Here is a 16,859-nt window from a genome sequence, read left to right on the forward strand (position 1 = left end):
CGGGAGCGTTCATGCTGCAATCCGGGCAGCTAATGGCGCGCAGTGAGGCATCGCAGGATGCGCATGCCATCGCTGCAGCCGATGTATCAGCATTTGGAATTCGTGGCAATAACGATATAAAGAAGTCTTTATATCTTCTTTCGCGCTAGATCTCTTCGCCGAACTTGTCGGCAATCAGAGCCTCGAGGGCGTCCAGCGCTTCCTGGGCCTGCGGGCCTTCTGCCGTGACGACGATGGTGCAGCCCGGGCTTGCGGCAAGCATCATCAGACCCATGATGGAGGTTCCGCCCACCGTCATGCCGTCGCGGCTGACGGTAATCGAGGCCTGAAAGCCGTCCACGACCTGCACGAACTTGGCCGATGCCCGCGCGTGCAGTCCCCGCTTGTTGATGATCAGCAATTCACGGGAAAGCGTTTCGGCCATGGTCGGTTCCATCGGATGCTACTTGCCGCTGAGAACGCGGCTGGCGACGTTGATATACTTGCGCCCTGCCTCGGAGGCCTCGGCGAGCGCCTTTTCCATGTTGTTCTCGCCGCGCACGCCTGCGAGCTTGATGAGCATGGGGAGATTCATGCCTGCGATCACTTCCACATGGCCGGCCTGCATGACGGAAATCGCCATGTTGGACGGTGTGCCGCCGAACATGTCTGTGAGGATGATCACGCCATGGCCTTCGTTGGCGCGCATGACGGCTTCCAGGATATCCTGACGCCGCTGGTCCATATCGTCCTCGGGCCCGATCGAAATGGTCTCGATCAGTTTCTGCGGGCCCACAACGTGCTCAACGGCATGTCGAAACTCTTCAGCCAGCTTGCCATGGGTGACAAGCACAACTCCGATCATTTAAAAATGCTCCTAAAGCCTCAGCGATCAGCTAGGCAAATATCGCAACGCAGCACATTCGTCCACCGCGACGAATGCCTCATGTGCCGAAAAGCGGCCGGTTCGGCGAAAAACCCGCCCCCGAAGCCTCCAAATGGCGCAAATTCAGCGCCGTGACGGCGAAAAAGGAATAAAACGCGCGAGAACGCCGAGCGGATCGGGTGTTTCGCGGGCGAGACGTATCAGCGGCAATCCGATGCCGCCGAAGAAGTCCCGTCGCTCTTCCGGTTCAGGCAGCCTTTCCATCTCCGAAGACAGGCCGACGGCAATCTCGTAATGCAGGACGGTGCGTCGAAGGGTTGGCAGGACAGCAAGCCCCGTTCCGCGAATCTCCATGAGCCCGGCGATCGCGGGCGGACGCGATACCACGATCCGTCTGTGATGCATCTCGACAAAGACCTGATCGTCGGCAACGAGCCTCGCGAACAGCCCCCGCCCGTCTGCGGCCGTCAGGCAGGCATGGGCCGTGCTGCTCTTGCCGCTGCCGGAGCTTCCGGTGAAAAGCAGTCCCGTCGTCCCGATGACGATCGCCGTGCCGTGAATGTTCACGGGCGGCTTCGTCATGCAGGCTGTGCTGCGGGGAGGGAGAGAATGAAGGACGCGCCCCGAATGGCTCCGGTGTCCGGGTCGGTCAGATTCTCGGCTCTCAGTGTACCGCCATGGGCTTCGGCAATCTGCCGGCTGATGGAAAGGCCAAGGCCGGAATTCTGCCCGAAACCCTCGCTTTCGGGGCGGTCGGTATAGAAGCGTTCGAAAATGCGGTCGATATTCTCCGCCTGAATACCGGGGCCGTTGTCGTTCACATGCACGACGCAGCGGCTGCGGGTCCGTGTCAGGGTCACCACGATTTCACCGCCCTCCTGCGGGACGAAGGAACGGGCGTTCTCGATCAGATTGGTGACGATCTGGCCGATCCGGAGGTCGTGACCGTTGATCGTGAAACCGGGCTTGGTGCCGGGCTTCTTCTCAACCCGGAAGTCGATGCGTACGGCCTTTTTGCTGGCCCTCACCTGCTGGGACACATGAACGAGGTCGCGCAGAAGGATCTCGAGATCCACGGGCTTCGCATCCGTACGGGCGAGTTCTGCATCCAGGCGGGATGCATCGGAAATGTCGCTGATCAGGCGGTCGAGACGGCGTACGTCGTGCTGGATGATGTCCAGAAGGCGGCCCTTGGATTCGTCCGTCCGGGCCAGCGGAAGCGTCTCCACCGCGCTGCGCAGGGAGGTAAGGGGGTTCTTCAGTTCGTGGCTGACATCGGCGGCAAAACGCTCGATGGCATCGATCCGGTCGTAGAGGGCCGTTGTCATTTCCCTCAGCGCAACGGAGAGGTTGCCGATCTCGTCCTGACGGGCAGAAAAGTCGGGGATCTCCTCGCGTTCCTTCGCGCCGCGCCGCACCCGGATCGCCGCTGCCGACAAACGGCGGAGCGGCGTGGCGATGGTCGAGGAAAGGAGCATCGAGAGCACCACGTTGACGAGGGTTGCAACGCCGAACACGCGCAGGATCGCCAGGCGCTCCGCGTGCACGATCTTGTCGATGTCGCCTGCCTGGGTGGAAAGAAGCAGCACGCCGAGCACGGCGCGGAACCGCTGTACGGGAACGGCGACCGACACGATCATCTCGCCCTTGTCCGTCACCCGCACGACCGCACCGCGCACACCCGTGAGGGCGTTCATCACCTCCGGATAGATCGAGCCGTCCCCGCCGGGAACTTCCTTGTAAAGCGGCAAGTCACCCTGCTGCAGCATCTTGTTGATCCAGATGCCCATGCGATCCCAGAGACTGTCGCTTTCGCTCTGCACGGGAGGCAGATCGAAGCGCAATACCTGGCCGCCCGCGTAGAGATGACGCGAGTCCAGAAGAAGGTTGGCATCTGCGTCGAAGATGCGGGCGCGGGTGCGGGTTGGCGAAATCAGACGCCGAAGCACCGGCGCAACCTTTTCCGGATCGATTGGGAACTCGAGATCCTCGTCCGAGGGCAGGGGCGTGATGCTCTGCCCGGCCTGCAGTTCCAGAAGCTTTTGCGGATCGATGGTGATGGAATTGGTGTCCACCGATGCCGAGGCGGCAATCGCACCCGCGATGATCTCGCCCTGCGTCAGCAGGCTTTCGACCCGTGCATCGATCAGTCCCTCGCGAAACTGGTTCAGATACATGATGCCGCCGACGAGGACGATCAGGGCGGCGAGGTTGAAGAACAGGATGCGCCGCGTGAGGCTGGAGAAGACGGCATTGCCGAAGACCCGGCGGATCAGGACAAAGACACGCGACAGCAGAGGGCGCGGCTTGCGGCGTGCAGCCGTGCCTTCCGCCTCTTCCATATCTTTGTCCAGGGGTACTGTCGCCACCCGATTACGGCCTCTTTCCGGGGAGCGGGGGCCTTTACCCCCGCCTCATTCAAGTCCGCGTCAGGCCGCTTCCCGGAAGCGGTAGCCGACGCCGTAAAGCGTTTCGATCATGTCGAACTCGTCGTCGACCATCTTGAACTTCTTTCGCAGCCGCTTGATGTGGCTGTCAATGGTGCGATCGTCCACGTAAACCTGCTCGTCATAGGCTGCGTCCATGAGGGCATCGCGGCTCTTCACCACGCCCGGCCGCTGCGCAAGCGAATGCAGGATGAGGAATTCCGTAACCGTCAGCGTCACCGGTTCGCCCTTCCAGGTGCAGGTGTGCCGCTCCTGGTCCATGACAAGCTGGCCCCGTTCGAGCGAGCGGGCCTGCGGGGCCGCGGCTCCGGGCTTTGCGGGTGCAGCCTGACCTGCCTCGCGGCTGGCCGCACGGCGCAGGATCGCCTTCACGCGTTCCACGAGAAGGCGCTGCGAGAACGGTTTCGTGATGAAATCGTCAGCGCCCATCTTCAGGCCGAAGAGTTCGTCGATTTCTTCGTCCTTGGACGTCAGGAAAATCACCGGCAGGTCGGATTTCTGGCGCAGGCGGCGCAGCAGTTCCATCCCGTCCATGCGGGGCATCTTGATGTCGAAGATGGCAAGGTGCGGAGGGCGGGCCAGAAGGCCGTCGAGTGCGGAAGCGCCGTCCGTATAGGTCTCGACCTTATAGCCTTCTGCCTCGAGCGCGATCGACACGGATGTCAGGATATTCCGGTCGTCATCCACCAGTGCGATGGTTTGCATGTTGCTTGTCTCCATGATCATCGGCGCTCTCCTGGATTTCCCAGCCCAGGTTCAGCTTCGCCGCGCTTATGAGGGTAAAGGTGGAACAAAATGTGGCAAAGGCAAAGGGGTGGGATCCTGGCGTCGCGCAGAGGATGGAGAATTTAGCGTTAACGACCTTTTTCCAACCGGGATTTAAACGATTTAAAACGGACAATATTCCTTTAAATCGATTAATATATTGATATTGCTAAGTAATTTTAAATTCCCCTCCTTGTCATTTTAAAAAACCCTCATTACTATAATGCCAGATTTGAAAAATTTGATCTTAAGCGGAGGAAAGCGGGATCATGGTTGAAATCGGGATGCGCAATCCGGCTGTTGGCCTGGACCTCATCGGACTGACGGGTGCAGGGCGCATCCACTACAATCTCTCGGAAGCGGAACTTTACGAAGAGGCGATCCGCCGCGGCGAGGCGCAGCTGACCGCCGACGGAGCGCTCCGCGCGCTCACGGGGCAGCACACCGGCCGTTCCGCCAAGGACAAGTTCGTGGTTCGCGACGCCACCACCGAGAACCAGATCTGGTGGGACAACAACAAGCCGATGACCCCCGAGCACTTCGCCGTCCTGAAGGCCGACATGCTGGCTCATGCGAAGGGCCGGGACCTCTTCGTGCAGGATCTTGTCGGCGGTGCCGACGAGGACAATGCGCTCCCTTCGCGCGTCGTCAGCGAATTTGCCTGGCACTCGCTCTTCATCCGCAATCTGCTGATCCGCCCGGAGCGTGCGAAACTGGCCGGCTTCCAGCCGAAACTGACGATCATCGATCTGCCGAGCTTCCGCGCCGATCCGGCCCGCCACGGCTGCCGCACGGAAACGGTGATTGCCTGCGATCTGGTCAACGGAATCGTCCTGATTGGCGGTACCTCCTATGCGGGCGAAATGAAGAAGTCCGTCTTCACGGTTCTCAACTACCTGCTGCCGGAAAAGGGCGTCATGCCGATGCATTGCTCGGCCAATATCGGGCCGGACGGTGACGCTGCCGTCTTCTTCGGTCTTTCGGGCACGGGAAAGACCACCCTATCGGCCGATCCGACCCGCACGCTGATCGGCGACGACGAGCATGGTTGGGGCGAGCATGGCATCTTCAACTTCGAAGGCGGCTGCTACGCCAAGACCATCCGGCTTTCCGCCGAGGCCGAACCGGAGATCTATGCAACCACCAGGCGCTTCGGGACGGTGCTCGAGAACGTCGTTCTCGACGAAAACCGTCGTCCCGATTTCAACGATGGTTCGCTGACGGAAAACACCCGCTGCGCCTATCCGCTGCATTTCATTCCGAATGCGTCGGAAACCGGTCGGGCAGGCCACCCGAAGACGATCATCATGCTGACGGCCGATGCCTTCGGCGTGCTTCCGCCGATCGCGAAGCTGACGCCCGAGCAGGCCATGTACCACTTCCTCTCCGGCTATACCGCCAAGGTTGCCGGCACTGAAAAGGGCGTGACCGAGCCGGAAGCCACCTTCTCCACCTGCTTCGGCGCTCCCTTCATGCCGCGTCACCCGGCGGAATACGGCAACCTGCTGCGCGATCTGATCGCCCGTCACGGCGTCGATTGCTGGCTGGTCAACACGGGCTGGACCGGTGGTGCCTACGGCACCGGCAACCGCATGCCGATCAAGGCGACCCGCGCGCTCCTCACGGCAGCCCTGAACGGCAGCCTCAAGAAGGCCGAGTTCCGGCGTGACCAGAACTTCGGCTTCCAGGTGCCCGTCGCAGTCGAGGGTGTGGAAACCCGCATCCTCGATCCCCGCTCCACCTGGGCCGACGGCAAGGCTTACGACAGCCAGGCCGAGAAGCTGGTCTCGATGTTCATCGCGAATTTCGCGAAGTTCGAGGACCATGTGGATGGCAAGGTGCGCGATGCTGCTCCCGGGCTCAAGGCCGCTGCCGAGTAATCCGGCTGAGCACTGATTCACGTGAAACCCGGCTCCGGCCGGGTTTTTGCGTTTGCCCTTGGCGACACGAGCCCGATATGGAATAGAGCCATCTGAAAGGACCGTGTCATGGCGAGCGAAGCGCTTCAGATCAACAGCAGGATCACGATTGCCGGCTGGGAACTCGCGGAGCAGTTCGTGCTGGCCGGGGGACCGGGCGGTCAGAACGTCAACAAGGTCTCGACCGCTGTCCAGCTGTTCTTCGATATCCGCAATTCGCCTTCTCTCTCGGACCGCGTGAAGGAAAACGCCCTGAAGCTCGCGGGCCGTCGCGCGTCGAAGGAAGGCGTGCTGATGATCGAATCGAGCCGCTTCAGGAGCCAGGAGCGCAACCGGGAAGATGCGCGCGAGCGGTTGAAGGAGCTCCTCCTCGAGGCAGCAGCACCCCCGCCACCGCCGCGCCGGAAGACAAAACCGAGCAAGGGTGCCATCGAGCGGCGCCTGAAGGAAAAGGCGGGCCGTTCGGACGTCAAGAAAATGCGCGGCAAGCCGGCGCAGGACTGAGGGGAGGGGGCAATGCTGCAACTGCCGGATGGGATCAGGCACCTGCCGCACTTTCTCAGCCGTGCCGAGCAGGAAGACCTCGTCGGCGAGATCCGGAACGTGGTCGCCGCGGCACCGCTCTTCATACCGCAAATGCCGCGGACCGGTCAGCCGATGTCCGTCCGGATGACCAATTGCGGGCCGCTGGGCTGGGTAACGGACAAGGAAAAGGGCTATCGATACCAGGCGACCCATCCGGAAACCGGGGTTGCTTGGCCGCCGATGCCGCACCGCCTTCTGGAGCTCTGGCGCCATCTGACCAGACTGGCCTACGACCCGGAAGCCTGCCTGGTCAATTTCTACAGCGACGAAGCCAAGATGGGCCTCCATCAGGACCGCGACGAGGCGGAACTCGCCGCTCCGGTCCTTTCCATATCGCTCGGCAACAGCTGTCTCTTTCGCATCGGCGGTCCGCAACGCAAGGACAGGACCCAGTCCTTCCGTCTCGACAGCGGGGACATCGTTCTCCTCGGAGGGCCGTCCCGGCTGAATTTTCACGGTGTCGATCGCATCTATCCGGAAACCTCAGATCTTCTTAAGAAAGGCGGGCGTATCAATCTGACGCTGAGGCGGGTGACGCCAGCCACGCCATGAGGGCTTGGGCAGAGCGGAAGGGGGCAACCGTGGAAAAGAGCTTGCGCGGTATCCACGGGATATCAGGAGCTTGCGTTTTCCTCTTCGGGCTGATCCTCGCAGCCACCTATTTCCGAAGCCTCTGGACGCTGGATGCCGACGGCATTTCCATGCTGAACCAGAAACTGCCCTATTGGGACTTTTCCAATCTCTGGGCGGGCGGCCATCTCGCGGGCGAGGGCCGCGTCCACACCCTCTTCGACGTCGAAGCCTATCGCGCGGCGCTTCGCCAGTTGTTCACGCCGGTTCTTCAGGATCAGGAGTGGAGTTATCCGCCCTCGCTCCTCCTGCTCGGCGTTCCCCTTGGATGGCTCCCGGTTCTTCCGGCCTATGTCCTCTGGACGGCGGGTACGCTCCTTCTCCTCTACCTTGCCCTGCGGCCCTTTCGCTTCCCCCTGCCGGTTACGCTTGCCGTCATCCTGTCGCCGGCTGCCATGATCAATGTTCTCCTCGGGCAGAACGGCGCCCTGACGGCGGCGCTGCTTCTCGGGGGGCTCTGGGCGCTGGGGAAGAAACCGTGGATCGCGGGTCTTTTTTTCGGCATCCTGACCATCAAGCCGCATCTCGGCTTTCTGATCCCCGTCGTGCTCCTCGCGGGCGGCCACTGGCGCGCGATCGCCGCTGCAGTGCTGACGACGCTCGTCCTCGTTGCCGTCACGGGTCTCTTGTTCGGATGGCAGGTCTGGTTCGATTTCCGCACGGTCACGCTGCCCCTGATGGCCGGGATCATGGAGGCGCCCTATCCGCAACCCTATCACGCCAATGCCATGACCGTCTTCATCATGGCGCGGTGGCTCGATGCATCCGTCGGCGTGGCACAGGCGATCCAGATCATTGCCGGCCTCGTGGCTGCGGGTGCGGCCTTCTGGCTCTGGCGTCCCGCAATGCAGATCGATCCCGCACGGCGGATCGTCCTGACGGCGATGCTGGTGATCTTCGCGACACCCTATGGCTATTCCTACGATGCGGTAGCCCTGGCTCCTGCCGTCGCCTGGGGCTTTCTTCACGAAAGGCGGATACCCCTCATCGTCCACGCCATCGTCTGGCTCTTCCCGCTTTTCGTCCACGTCATCAATCTTCAGGGGATCGGAGCAAGCGTCATGGTGCCGCTGGCCTACACGGCATGGCACTTCAGGCTCGTCTGGCAGGACACCCGGCAGGCGTGGGTTCGGGCCTGATCAGAGCTTGCGCAGCGCCACCTTCTCGATGAAGTGGTTGTTCCCCTTCTGGAGGATCAGATCCGCGCGAGGCCGCGTGGGCAGGATGTTCTGCCGCAAATTCTTCAGGTTGATGTTCGCCCACAGTCCTTCGGCGATCTGCAGCGCATCTTCGGTGCTTACCTGGGCGTATCGATTGAAATAGGAGCTGGGATCGCGGAACGCGGTTTCCCTGAGCTTCATGAAACGGTCCACATACCATTTGTGGATCAGCTTTTCGTCGGCATCGATGTAGATCGAGAAATCGAAGAAATCCGACACCATGGGGACCACCTTGCCATCCGCGGGCAGATCCCGCGACTGAAGCACGTTGATGCCCTCGAAAATCAGGATGTCCGGCCGGTCGATCGTCGTGAAGCGGTCGGGGATCACGTCATAGGTCAGGTGGGAATAGCACGGGGCCTGAACATTGGGCCTGCCGGCCTTGATCTCGGAAAGAAAACGCAGGAGCGCTCCGATATCGTAGCTTTCCGGGAAACCCTTGCGCTGCATGAGGTTTTCCCGCTGAAGAATGGCGTTGGGATAAAGAAAGCCATCCGTCGTCACGAGGTCGACCTTCGGGCTGGAGGGCCAGCGGGCGAGGAGCTCCTTCAGGATACGGGCAGTGGTGGATTTGCCCACCGCCACGGATCCCGCGATGCCGATCACGAAGGGGGTCTTGCTGCTGCCGGTCAGGCTGAGAAAGCGGTCGCGCTGCTTGAAGAGCAGCTGCGAGGATTCCACGTGGGCAGAGAGTAGACGGGACAGCGACAGATAGATGCGCCTGACTTCCTCCAGATCGATGGGGTCGTCGAGGGAGCGAAGGCGCTTCACCTCGTCGGCGGAAAGGGTCAGCGGCGTATCTGCCCGGAAATGCGCCCATTCCTCGGAGGTAAAGACGTGGTACGGAGAATAGAGATCCGGCTGGAATGGACCCAGACCCTCGATCGAGGCTTCCGTCGCACGGGTGTTCTTTCGGGAAAGCTCCTTCGTGTGCGGCATCACGGATCTTTCCGGCTCGCCTTTTCGGCAAGCCCGCTTTGTCTGGTCCGGCGCTCAAGTTCCGCCATGACCTCTTCCAGGGGAATATCCGCGATCTTCAGCACCACGAGAAGGTGAAAGAGCAGATCCGCACTTTCATAGATCAGGTTCTCCCGGTCGTGGGTTACCGCCGCCATGACGGCCTCGACGGCTTCCTCGCCCAGCTTCTTGGCCGCCTTCCCCTGACCGGCGGCCACCAGCCGTGCCGTCCAGGATTCGTCAGGCGCTGCCGCGGCACGCCGAGCCACGATCGTCTCCAGATCCGAAAGGCTAAATCCGCCCATTCCCCTCTCTCCTCAGTCGAGCCGCATGGCGATGCCGTGATCGGCCATGTAGCGCTTGGCCTGGCCGATCGAGTAGGTGCCGAAGTGAAAGATGGAGGCGGCCAGTACGGCAGTGGCATGTGCATCGCGGATGCCCGCAACCAGATCGTCGAGCGTGCCGACGCCGCCGGAGGCAATCACCGGTACCCGCACCGCATCCGCGATCGTGCGGGTCAGCCCGATGTCGTAGCCGCTCTTCGTGCCGTCCCGGTCCATCGACGTCACCAGCAGTTCACCTGCACCGCGCTCCGCCATGCGAACGGCAAAATCGACCGCATCGATGCCTGTCGGCTTGCGGCCGCCATGGGTAAAGATCTCCCAGCGCGGCGTTTCGCCTTCGCCCGATACCCGCTTGGCATCGATGGAGACGACGATGCACTGGTTGCCGAACTTGTCTGCCGCCTCCGTCACGAAATCGGGATTGCTGACGGCTGCCGAATTGATGGAAACCTTGTCGGCCCCGCAAAGCAGAAGCTTCCGGATGTCTGCGACGCTGCGCACGCCGCCCCCGACCGTTACCGGCATGAAGCAGTGATCGACGGTGCGGGCGACGACGTCGAAGATCGTCTCGCGGTTGTCGGAAGAGGCGGTGATGTCGAGAAAGCAGAGTTCGTCCGCACCGGCGGCATCATAGGCCTTGGCGGCCTCCACGGGGTCGCCTGCATCGATGAGGTCGACGAAATTGACACCCTTGACCACACGGCCGTCCTTGACGTCCAGGCAGGGAATGACACGGGCCTTGAGGGTCATGCGCGCTCCTTTCGGGCGGCTTTGATGAGGGAAAGTGCTTCCGAGGGATCGATCCGTCCATCGTATAGTGCACGGCCGGAAATCGCGCCTTCGAGCTTTCCGGCGTCCGGGGCAAGCATCCGCTTCACATCGTCAATCGATGCCAGCCCGCCCGAGGCGATCACGGGGATGCTCACCGCATCGGCAAGGGCCAGAGTCGATTCCCAGTTGATGCCCGTCAGAATGCCGTCACGGTCGATATCGGTGTAGATGATGGCAGCAACACCGGCCCCTTCGAACTGCTGCGCAAGCTCGATGACGCCGAGTTCGGAGGCTTCCGCCCAGCCCTCGACGGCCACCTTGCCGCCCTTGGCGTCGATGCCCACGGCCACCTTGCCGGGAAAGAGCCGGCAGGCTTCCTTCACGAGGTCGGGATCACGCACCGCGACCGTCCCCAGAATGACCCGCGAGAGGCCCTTGTCCAGCCAGGCTTCGATATGGGCAAGGCTGCGGATGCCCCCTCCCAGCTGCACCGGGTTCCGTGTGGCCTTCAGGATGGCCTCGACCGCAGCGCCGTTGACGCTTGCACCGGCAAAGGCCCCGTTCAGGTCCACCACATGCAGCCATTCGAAACCCTGCTCCTCGAAGGCGCGTGCCTGAGCGGCGGGGTCGGGATTGTAGACGGTGGCCTGTTCCATGTCGCCCAGCTTGAGGCGCACACACTGCCCGTCCTTCAGATCGATTGCGGGAAAAAGGATCATCTTCTGTCCATTCTTCAACAGGGGCGCGAGCCTTACGGCTTCCAGCGCAGGAAATTGGCGATGAGGGCGAGGCCGAGGGTCTGGCTCTTTTCCGGATGGAACTGCGCTCCCACACGGTTCTCGCGGCCGACAAAGGCCGTGACCGGCCCGCCATAGTCGGTCGTCGCGATCACGTCCTCGGGGTTTTCCGCCGCCAGATGATAGGAATGCACGAAATAGGCATGCAGCCCGTCCGGGCCAGTCGGAATCCCCTCGAAAAGTGGGTGGGGCCTCTGGAGCGTCAGGGTGTTCCAGCCGATCTGCGGGATTTTCAGCTGCGGGTCCGACGGAGTCATCTCCACAACATCGCCCGGTATCCAGCCGAAGCCTGCTGTCACGGTCTTCTCGAGGCCACGGGAAGACATGAGCTGCATGCCCACACAGATGCCCATGAAGGGGAGGGCCTTTCTCTCGACAACCTCGCGAAGTGCCTCCTCCATGCCGTCCACGGCCTTGAGACCGGCCCTGCAATCGGCATAGGCACCAACACCCGGAAGCACGACGCGATCGGCTTCCGCAACCACATCCGCCTTGTCGGTCAGCAGGATTTCTGCGTGGATCCCATGGTCGGTTGCAGCCCGTTCGAAAGCCTTGACTGCCGAGCGCAGGTTGCCCGAGCCGTAATCGATGATTGCCACACGCATGGGTCAGTACCCCTTACCATAATCCAGAAGGCCAAGAACCGGCGCTCCGTGAGACCTGGCCAGCCCCGAGGGGAGGGGCATGGACTGCGGGCCTGCAGGGCTCGGCATGTCGGCAGATGCAAAATAGATCTCTTCGGCCTCGTCGAGGCTGGAGGCGGGAATGACGGCAACCATCTTCCATCCCTTCGAGACCAGGTGACCGGCCCTGATCGTCCCGCCTTCCAGGCCAATCAGCAGGGAAAGCGCCAACTGTGCCACCACCAGCGCGTCAGACGATGCCCATTCTTCCGCGGCCACGCCGAGCCCGATCACGACCAGAACATAAACCAGCGTGTAGAGCCAAAGCCGGTTCCACAGCAGCCAGAGGAGCGGGAACACGAAGGCCGCCAGGGAAAACCCGTCCCGGATGAAGCGGGCGGAATCCGGATTGGTTTCCCCTTCCGGCGGCATCATCACGAGATAGCTTGCCATCTTTCGCTCCCGATATTTCCGGGCCGCGCCTTGGGCGCGTTCAGGTTTCACGCAGTCCGGGCCGGGAAACCTTTTCGGTGCCCCGGTGCCGTGTCAGACGAGGGTGCCCTTGGTGGAAGGCACGCGGCCCGCCTGGCGCGGATCGATTTCCGTTGCCGTGCGCAGCACCCGCGCCACGGCCTTGAAGCAGGTTTCCGCGATATGATGGTTGTTGGCACCGTAATGGTTCATCACATGCAGCGTCATGCCGGCGTGCTGCGACAGCGCCTGAAAGAACTCGCGGACGAGTTCCGTATCGAAGGTGCCGATCTTCGGCGCGCTGAAATTCACGTTCCAGACGAGGAACGGCCGACCGGAAAGGTCGACGCCCGCCTTGGTCATGGTCTCGTCCATCACGAGATCGAGCGAGGCGTAGCGGGTGATGCCCTTGCGGTCGCCCAGCGCCTTGGCGAGCGCCTGCCCGAGCGCGATGCCGGTATCCTCGACCGTATGGTGGTCGTCCACGTGGAGATCCCCGTTCGCGGTGATTTCCATGTCGATCAGGGAATGCCGGCATAGCTGGTCCAGCATGTGATCGAAAAAGCCGACGCCCGTTGCGATCTTCGCCTTGCCGCTACCATCGATGTTGATGGAGACGGAAATGGACGTCTCGTTCGTGCTGCGGGACACCTGGGCGGTGCGGCCTGCGGGCTCTGCCATGTCACTTTCCTGTCGGCTGCAGGGGATCCTGCGCGCTCCTTAACAGGCGCAACACAAAATATCCAGAAGCTCCATGACCTTAATTCGTCTGAGATGCCGGAAGTTTCAAGGCGGAAGCCGGCGCGGTTTGCAATCGACGTCGGCACGCTTACATAAGCCTCAGCAACAATCCTCATCCGGCCCGGCCGGGCCGCAGAATTCGGAAAGACGAGACGCATGAGTGAACACAATCCATTCGGCACCATGCACGCCACGACGATCATTACCGTACGCAAGGACGGCCAGATCGTGATTGCCGGTGACGGACAGGTCAGCCTGGGTCAGACGGTCATGAAGGGAAATGCGCGCAAGGTCCGCCGGATCGGCAAGGGAGGCGAGGTAATAGCCGGCTTCGCCGGTGCAACCGCCGATGCCTTCACCCTCCTGGAGCGGCTGGAAAAGAAGCTGGACCAATATCCCGGCCAGCTGATGCGCGCCGCAGTCGAACTGGCCAAGGACTGGCGCACCGACAAATACCTGCGCAATCTCGAGGCGATGATGCTGGTGGCCGACAAGACCGTCACGCTTGCCATAACCGGCAACGGCGACGTGCTGGAACCTGAGCATGGCACGATGGCCATCGGCTCGGGTGGACATTATGCCTATGCCGCTGCCCGCGCGCTGATGGACAGCGACAAGTCGGCGGAAGAAATAGCGCGTCGCGCGATGCAGATTGCTGCAGATATCTGCGTCTATACCAATCACAACATCGTGGTGGAAAAACTTGAGACCGATTGACGAGCGGATCGAATTCAAGCCCGTCACACGGGGCGACCTGCCGCTGCTCCTCGAGTGGTTCAAGGAGCCGCACATGCAGGAATGGTGGGGCGAGCCCGACGAGGAGCTGGCCATGGTGCGGGACATGGTGGAAGGGCGTGACAGCACCCGGCCATTTCTCATCCAGCTGGACGGGCAGCCGGTCGGCTACATCCAGTACTGGTTCCTCGGAGAGATCCAGACCCCCGAGTGGCTCGAGGACCACCCCTGGCTCCAGGCCTTTCCGGCCGATGCGGTGGGGGTCGACCTCTCCATCGGAGAGCCGGGGCTTCTCGCCCGCGGCATCGGCTCGAGCGCCCTTCGTCTCTTTGCACGACGATTGTACGATTCCGGCTACACCACGATCGTCATCGACCCCGACCCGGAGAATGCCCGCGCCGTCCGCGCCTATGAAAAAGCCGGCTTCCGTCCCGTTCCCGGAGTGCCGGGCAGCGGCGAGGATGTGCTGATCATGCAATTCCAGTTCTGAAGAGAAGAAAGAAGATGACCAATTTTTCTCCCCGTGAAATCGTATCCGAGCTCGACCGGCACATCGTCGGGCAGCAGGAGGCCAAGCGGGCGGTGGCAATTGCGCTCCGCAATCGCTGGCGTCGGCAGCAGCTCCCGGACAATCTCCGGGATGAGGTCATGCCCAAGAACATCCTGATGATCGGACCGACCGGCGTCGGGAAGACGGAAATCTCCCGCCGTCTGGCGAAACTTGCGGGCGCGCCCTTCATCAAGGTCGAGGCCACCAAGTTCACCGAAGTCGGCTATGTCGGGCGCGACGTGGAGCAGATCATCCGCGATCTCGTGGAGATCGGCATCGGTCTCGTCCGCGAGAAGAAGCGCGCCGACGTGCAGGCCGCCGCACACCTCAACGCGGAGGAAAGGGTGCTCGATGCGCTGGTCGGCTCCACCGCGTCGCCCGCCACCCGCGAATCCTTCCGCAAGAAGCTCCGCAACAACGAGCTCGACGACAAGGAGATCGAGATCGACGTGGCCGATACCGGCTCCGGCATGCCCGGTTTCGAGATCCCTGGCATGCCGGGGGCGAATATCGGCGTGCTCAATCTCTCCGACATGTTCGGCAAGGCAATGGGCCAGCGGACGAAGAAGATTAAGACCACCGTCAGCCAGTCCTATGCCGAACTGATCCGGGACGAATCCGACAAGCTGATCGACAACGAGCAGATCCAGCGCGAAGCGGTGCATGCGGTAGAAAACAACGGCATCGTCTTTCTGGACGAGATCGACAAGATTGCGGCGCGCGACGGCGGCATGGGTGCAGGTGTATCCCGCGAAGGCGTGCAGCGCGATCTCCTGCCGCTGGTGGAAGGCACCACGGTTTCGACCAAATACGGGCCGGTGAAGACGGATCACGTGCTGTTCATTGCCTCGGGCGCGTTTCACGTGTCGAAGCCTTCCGATCTTCTGCCGGAGTTGCAGGGCCGCCTGCCGATCCGCGTCGAATTGAAACCGCTGTCCAAGGAAGATTTCCGCCGCATCCTGACCGAGCCCGAGGCCTCGCTTATCCGGCAGTACAAGGCCTTGATGGAAACGGAAGAGCTTGACCTCGACTTCACCGAGGACGCGATCGACGCCCTGGCCGATGTTGCAGTTCAGCTGAATTCGTCCGTCGAGAATATCGGAGCCCGCCGTCTGCAGACGGTCATGGAGCGGGTGCTGGACGAAATATCCTTCAACGCGCCAGACAGGGGCGGCTCTTCGGTGACAATCGATTCCGCCTATGTAAGGGAGCATGTGGGAGAACTTGCCGGCAACACGGATCTTTCCCGATTCATTCTGTGACCGGCTTGCATCGCCCCGAACGATTCCCGGCAGCCGTCCCCCGGGGCGGCTGCACACAACTCGACAGATGCCGTGACGCCTTCTAAAGGGATGCATGAGTGCGAAAAATAGTCGCCAGTAACGTTTTCTGGTCAAATTCCGGCCGCAGAAGGCGAGGCGATATCTTCTGGCGAACAGGTTCTCATCCGTGCGGTATTTTCTTGCCATCCTGAGCATAGCAACGGCCACCCTCTGCAGCTCCCTCGAGCCGGCAGCGGCCATGACACGAGTGCCCCCGGGCAATCGTCACGTCGAGCAGCCGCCCATCCCCGGTGCTTCGGTTCGGCGCACGCGTGCCGGCAAGACGACATTCGACGACAAGTACGAGAAGATCCGCGATCTTCTGGCAACGGACGAGCAGCTGCGCTCCAAGATCCGGGAAACAGCCCGCGCCTATGGCATCGATCCCATCCATATCGCGGGCGCCCTTGTCGGCGAGCACACCTACAATGTGGACGCCTATGACCGCCTTCAGTCCTACTACGTGAAGGCTGCGGCCTATGCGGGCAACAGCTTCCAGTTCGCGTATGATGGCGAGAAGGTGGACGACTTCGTGTCCCGTCCCGAGTTTTCGAGCTGTGCGTCCCTGCACGATTCCTACCGGCTCTGGACGTGCCGGGAAACCGTCTGGGATACGGAGTTCCGCGGAAAATCGGTCGGCGGGAAGCAGTATCCGAACAACCGCTTCAGCGCCGTTTTCTTCCAGCCATTCTTTGCGGGTCAGACCTTCGGCCTCGGTCAGGTCAATCCCCTGACAGCCCTGAAACTCTCCGACCTCGTTCACCAGCGTTCCGGTATCGAACCGCTCGACGTCAATGACGCGGCCGCCGTCTATGATGCCATCATGGATCCGGACAAGTCGCTTGCCTTCGTCGGGGCAGCCATTCGCCAGTCCATCGACGACTACAAGTCGATTGCCGGCATGGACATTTCGTCCAACCCCGGCATCACGGCCACGCTCTACAATCTGGGAAACACGCTCCAGCGTGCCCAGGCGCTCGCTGCACGCAATCGGAGCGGCGGCAACGCTCTCCCCGAGGAGAATTATTACGGCTGGCTTATCAACGACAAGCTGGAAGAATTGAAGGCGCTGTTCTAGTTTATCCGGGCAGGAGGTCTGCGAACTGCGGACCTGTTC

Annotated in this window: 20 protein-coding genes; 8 read left to right on the top strand and 12 right to left on the bottom strand. The window is 61.8% G+C overall.

What is annotated here, in order from left to right:
- Positions 1-145: 145 nt before the first annotated feature.
- The 5 genes from GGR23_RS20220 to GGR23_RS20240 all read right to left on the bottom strand — a co-directional run bounded on the left by GGR23_RS20220 (position 146) and on the right by GGR23_RS20240 (position 4,017).
- Complete coding sequence (locus GGR23_RS20220) at positions 146-424, bottom strand: HPr family phosphocarrier protein (protein WP_183368162.1); 279 nt, start codon at positions 422-424, stop codon at positions 146-148.
- Positions 425-442: 18 nt separating this feature from the next.
- Positions 443-844 (bottom strand): PTS sugar transporter subunit IIA, encoded by a 402-nt coding sequence (locus GGR23_RS20225; RefSeq protein WP_183368163.1) that lies wholly within the window; start codon positions 842-844, stop codon positions 443-445.
- A gap of 144 nt (positions 845-988) precedes the next feature.
- The gene (locus tag GGR23_RS20230; protein WP_183368164.1) at positions 989-1,447 is read right to left on the bottom strand and encodes an HPr kinase/phosphorylase; all 459 of its coding nucleotides are present in this window, start codon (positions 1,445-1,447) and stop codon (positions 989-991) included.
- A complete protein-coding gene (locus tag GGR23_RS20235; RefSeq protein ID WP_210297035.1) occupies positions 1,444-3,207 on the bottom strand; it encodes a stimulus-sensing domain-containing protein in 1,764 nt (587 codons plus the stop codon). Before GGR23_RS20235 ends, GGR23_RS20230 begins: the two co-directional genes overlap by 4 nt.
- Before the next feature lie 87 nt (positions 3,208-3,294).
- Positions 3,295-4,017, bottom strand: a complete 723-nt coding sequence (locus GGR23_RS20240; protein WP_210297036.1) for a response regulator transcription factor — start codon at positions 4,015-4,017, stop codon at positions 3,295-3,297.
- A 329-nt stretch (positions 4,018-4,346) separates the two neighbouring features.
- Between GGR23_RS20240 and GGR23_RS20245 the strand changes: the two genes are divergently transcribed.
- The 4 genes from GGR23_RS20245 to GGR23_RS20260 all read left to right on the top strand — a co-directional run bounded on the left by GGR23_RS20245 (position 4,347) and on the right by GGR23_RS20260 (position 8,350).
- Positions 4,347-5,957 (top strand): phosphoenolpyruvate carboxykinase, encoded by a 1,611-nt coding sequence (locus GGR23_RS20245; RefSeq protein ID WP_183368166.1) that lies wholly within the window; start codon positions 4,347-4,349, stop codon positions 5,955-5,957.
- A 108-nt stretch (positions 5,958-6,065) separates the two neighbouring features.
- The gene (gene arfB / locus GGR23_RS20250) at positions 6,066-6,500 is read left to right on the top strand and encodes an alternative ribosome rescue aminoacyl-tRNA hydrolase ArfB (RefSeq protein WP_183368167.1); all 435 of its coding nucleotides are present in this window, start codon (positions 6,066-6,068) and stop codon (positions 6,498-6,500) included.
- Between the two features lie 12 nt (positions 6,501-6,512).
- Entirely contained in the window at positions 6,513-7,133 is a 621-nt protein-coding gene (locus GGR23_RS20255) for an alpha-ketoglutarate-dependent dioxygenase AlkB family protein (RefSeq protein WP_183368168.1), read from the top strand.
- A gap of 29 nt (positions 7,134-7,162) precedes the next feature.
- The gene (locus tag GGR23_RS20260) at positions 7,163-8,350 is read left to right on the top strand and encodes a glycosyltransferase 87 family protein (RefSeq protein ID WP_183368169.1); all 1,188 of its coding nucleotides are present in this window, start codon (positions 7,163-7,165) and stop codon (positions 8,348-8,350) included.
- On the opposite strand, the gene coaA is transcribed toward GGR23_RS20260, so the two are convergent.
- From coaA to hisB, 7 genes are all read right to left on the bottom strand, one after another.
- Positions 8,351-9,370, bottom strand: coding sequence for a type I pantothenate kinase (coaA, locus tag GGR23_RS20265; protein WP_183368170.1), 1,020 nt, complete (start codon positions 9,368-9,370; stop codon positions 8,351-8,353).
- The gene (locus GGR23_RS20270; protein ID WP_183368171.1) at positions 9,370-9,693 is read right to left on the bottom strand and encodes a phosphoribosyl-ATP diphosphatase; all 324 of its coding nucleotides are present in this window, start codon (positions 9,691-9,693) and stop codon (positions 9,370-9,372) included. Before GGR23_RS20270 ends, coaA begins: the two co-directional genes overlap by 1 nt.
- Positions 9,694-9,705: 12 nt before the next feature.
- Positions 9,706-10,482, bottom strand: coding sequence for an imidazole glycerol phosphate synthase subunit HisF (gene hisF / locus GGR23_RS20275; RefSeq protein WP_183368172.1), 777 nt, complete (start codon positions 10,480-10,482; stop codon positions 9,706-9,708).
- Positions 10,479-11,222 carry a 1-(5-phosphoribosyl)-5-[(5-phosphoribosylamino)methylideneamino]imidazole-4-carboxamide isomerase gene (gene hisA, locus GGR23_RS20280; RefSeq protein ID WP_183368173.1) on the bottom strand — a complete coding sequence of 248 codons (744 nt, stop codon included), beginning with the start codon at positions 11,220-11,222 and terminating at the stop codon, positions 10,479-10,481. Before hisA ends, hisF begins: the two co-directional genes overlap by 4 nt.
- Positions 11,223-11,254: 32 nt before the next feature.
- Complete coding sequence (hisH, locus tag GGR23_RS20285; protein WP_183368174.1) at positions 11,255-11,905, bottom strand: imidazole glycerol phosphate synthase subunit HisH; 651 nt, start codon at positions 11,903-11,905, stop codon at positions 11,255-11,257.
- Between the two features lie 3 nt (positions 11,906-11,908).
- A complete protein-coding gene (locus tag GGR23_RS20290; RefSeq protein WP_183368175.1) occupies positions 11,909-12,376 on the bottom strand; it encodes a DUF2628 domain-containing protein in 468 nt (155 codons plus the stop codon).
- A gap of 93 nt (positions 12,377-12,469) precedes the next feature.
- The gene (gene hisB / locus GGR23_RS20295; RefSeq protein WP_183368176.1) at positions 12,470-13,075 is read right to left on the bottom strand and encodes an imidazoleglycerol-phosphate dehydratase HisB; all 606 of its coding nucleotides are present in this window, start codon (positions 13,073-13,075) and stop codon (positions 12,470-12,472) included.
- A gap of 216 nt (positions 13,076-13,291) precedes the next feature.
- Here hisB and hslV point away from each other — a divergent pair, with 216 nt between their 5' ends.
- From hslV to GGR23_RS20315, 4 genes are all read left to right on the top strand, one after another.
- Entirely contained in the window at positions 13,292-13,852 is a 561-nt protein-coding gene (hslV, locus tag GGR23_RS20300; RefSeq protein ID WP_183368177.1) for an ATP-dependent protease subunit HslV, read from the top strand.
- Positions 13,839-14,360: a GNAT family N-acetyltransferase gene (locus GGR23_RS20305; protein WP_183368178.1), complete on the top strand. Its 522-nt coding sequence runs from the start codon at positions 13,839-13,841 to the stop codon at positions 14,358-14,360. Before hslV ends, GGR23_RS20305 begins: the two co-directional genes overlap by 14 nt.
- 14 nt (positions 14,361-14,374) lie before the next feature.
- Positions 14,375-15,682: an ATP-dependent protease ATPase subunit HslU gene (hslU, locus tag GGR23_RS20310; protein WP_183368179.1), complete on the top strand. Its 1,308-nt coding sequence runs from the start codon at positions 14,375-14,377 to the stop codon at positions 15,680-15,682.
- A gap of 187 nt (positions 15,683-15,869) precedes the next feature.
- Positions 15,870-16,820 (top strand): DUF1402 family protein, encoded by a 951-nt coding sequence (locus GGR23_RS20315; RefSeq protein ID WP_382341385.1) that lies wholly within the window; start codon positions 15,870-15,872, stop codon positions 16,818-16,820.
- Positions 16,821-16,859: the final 39 nt, after the last annotated feature.

The organism is Gellertiella hungarica (assembly GCF_014197145.1).
In the GTDB taxonomy this organism is placed as follows: Bacteria; Pseudomonadota; Alphaproteobacteria; order Rhizobiales; family Rhizobiaceae; genus Gellertiella; species Gellertiella hungarica.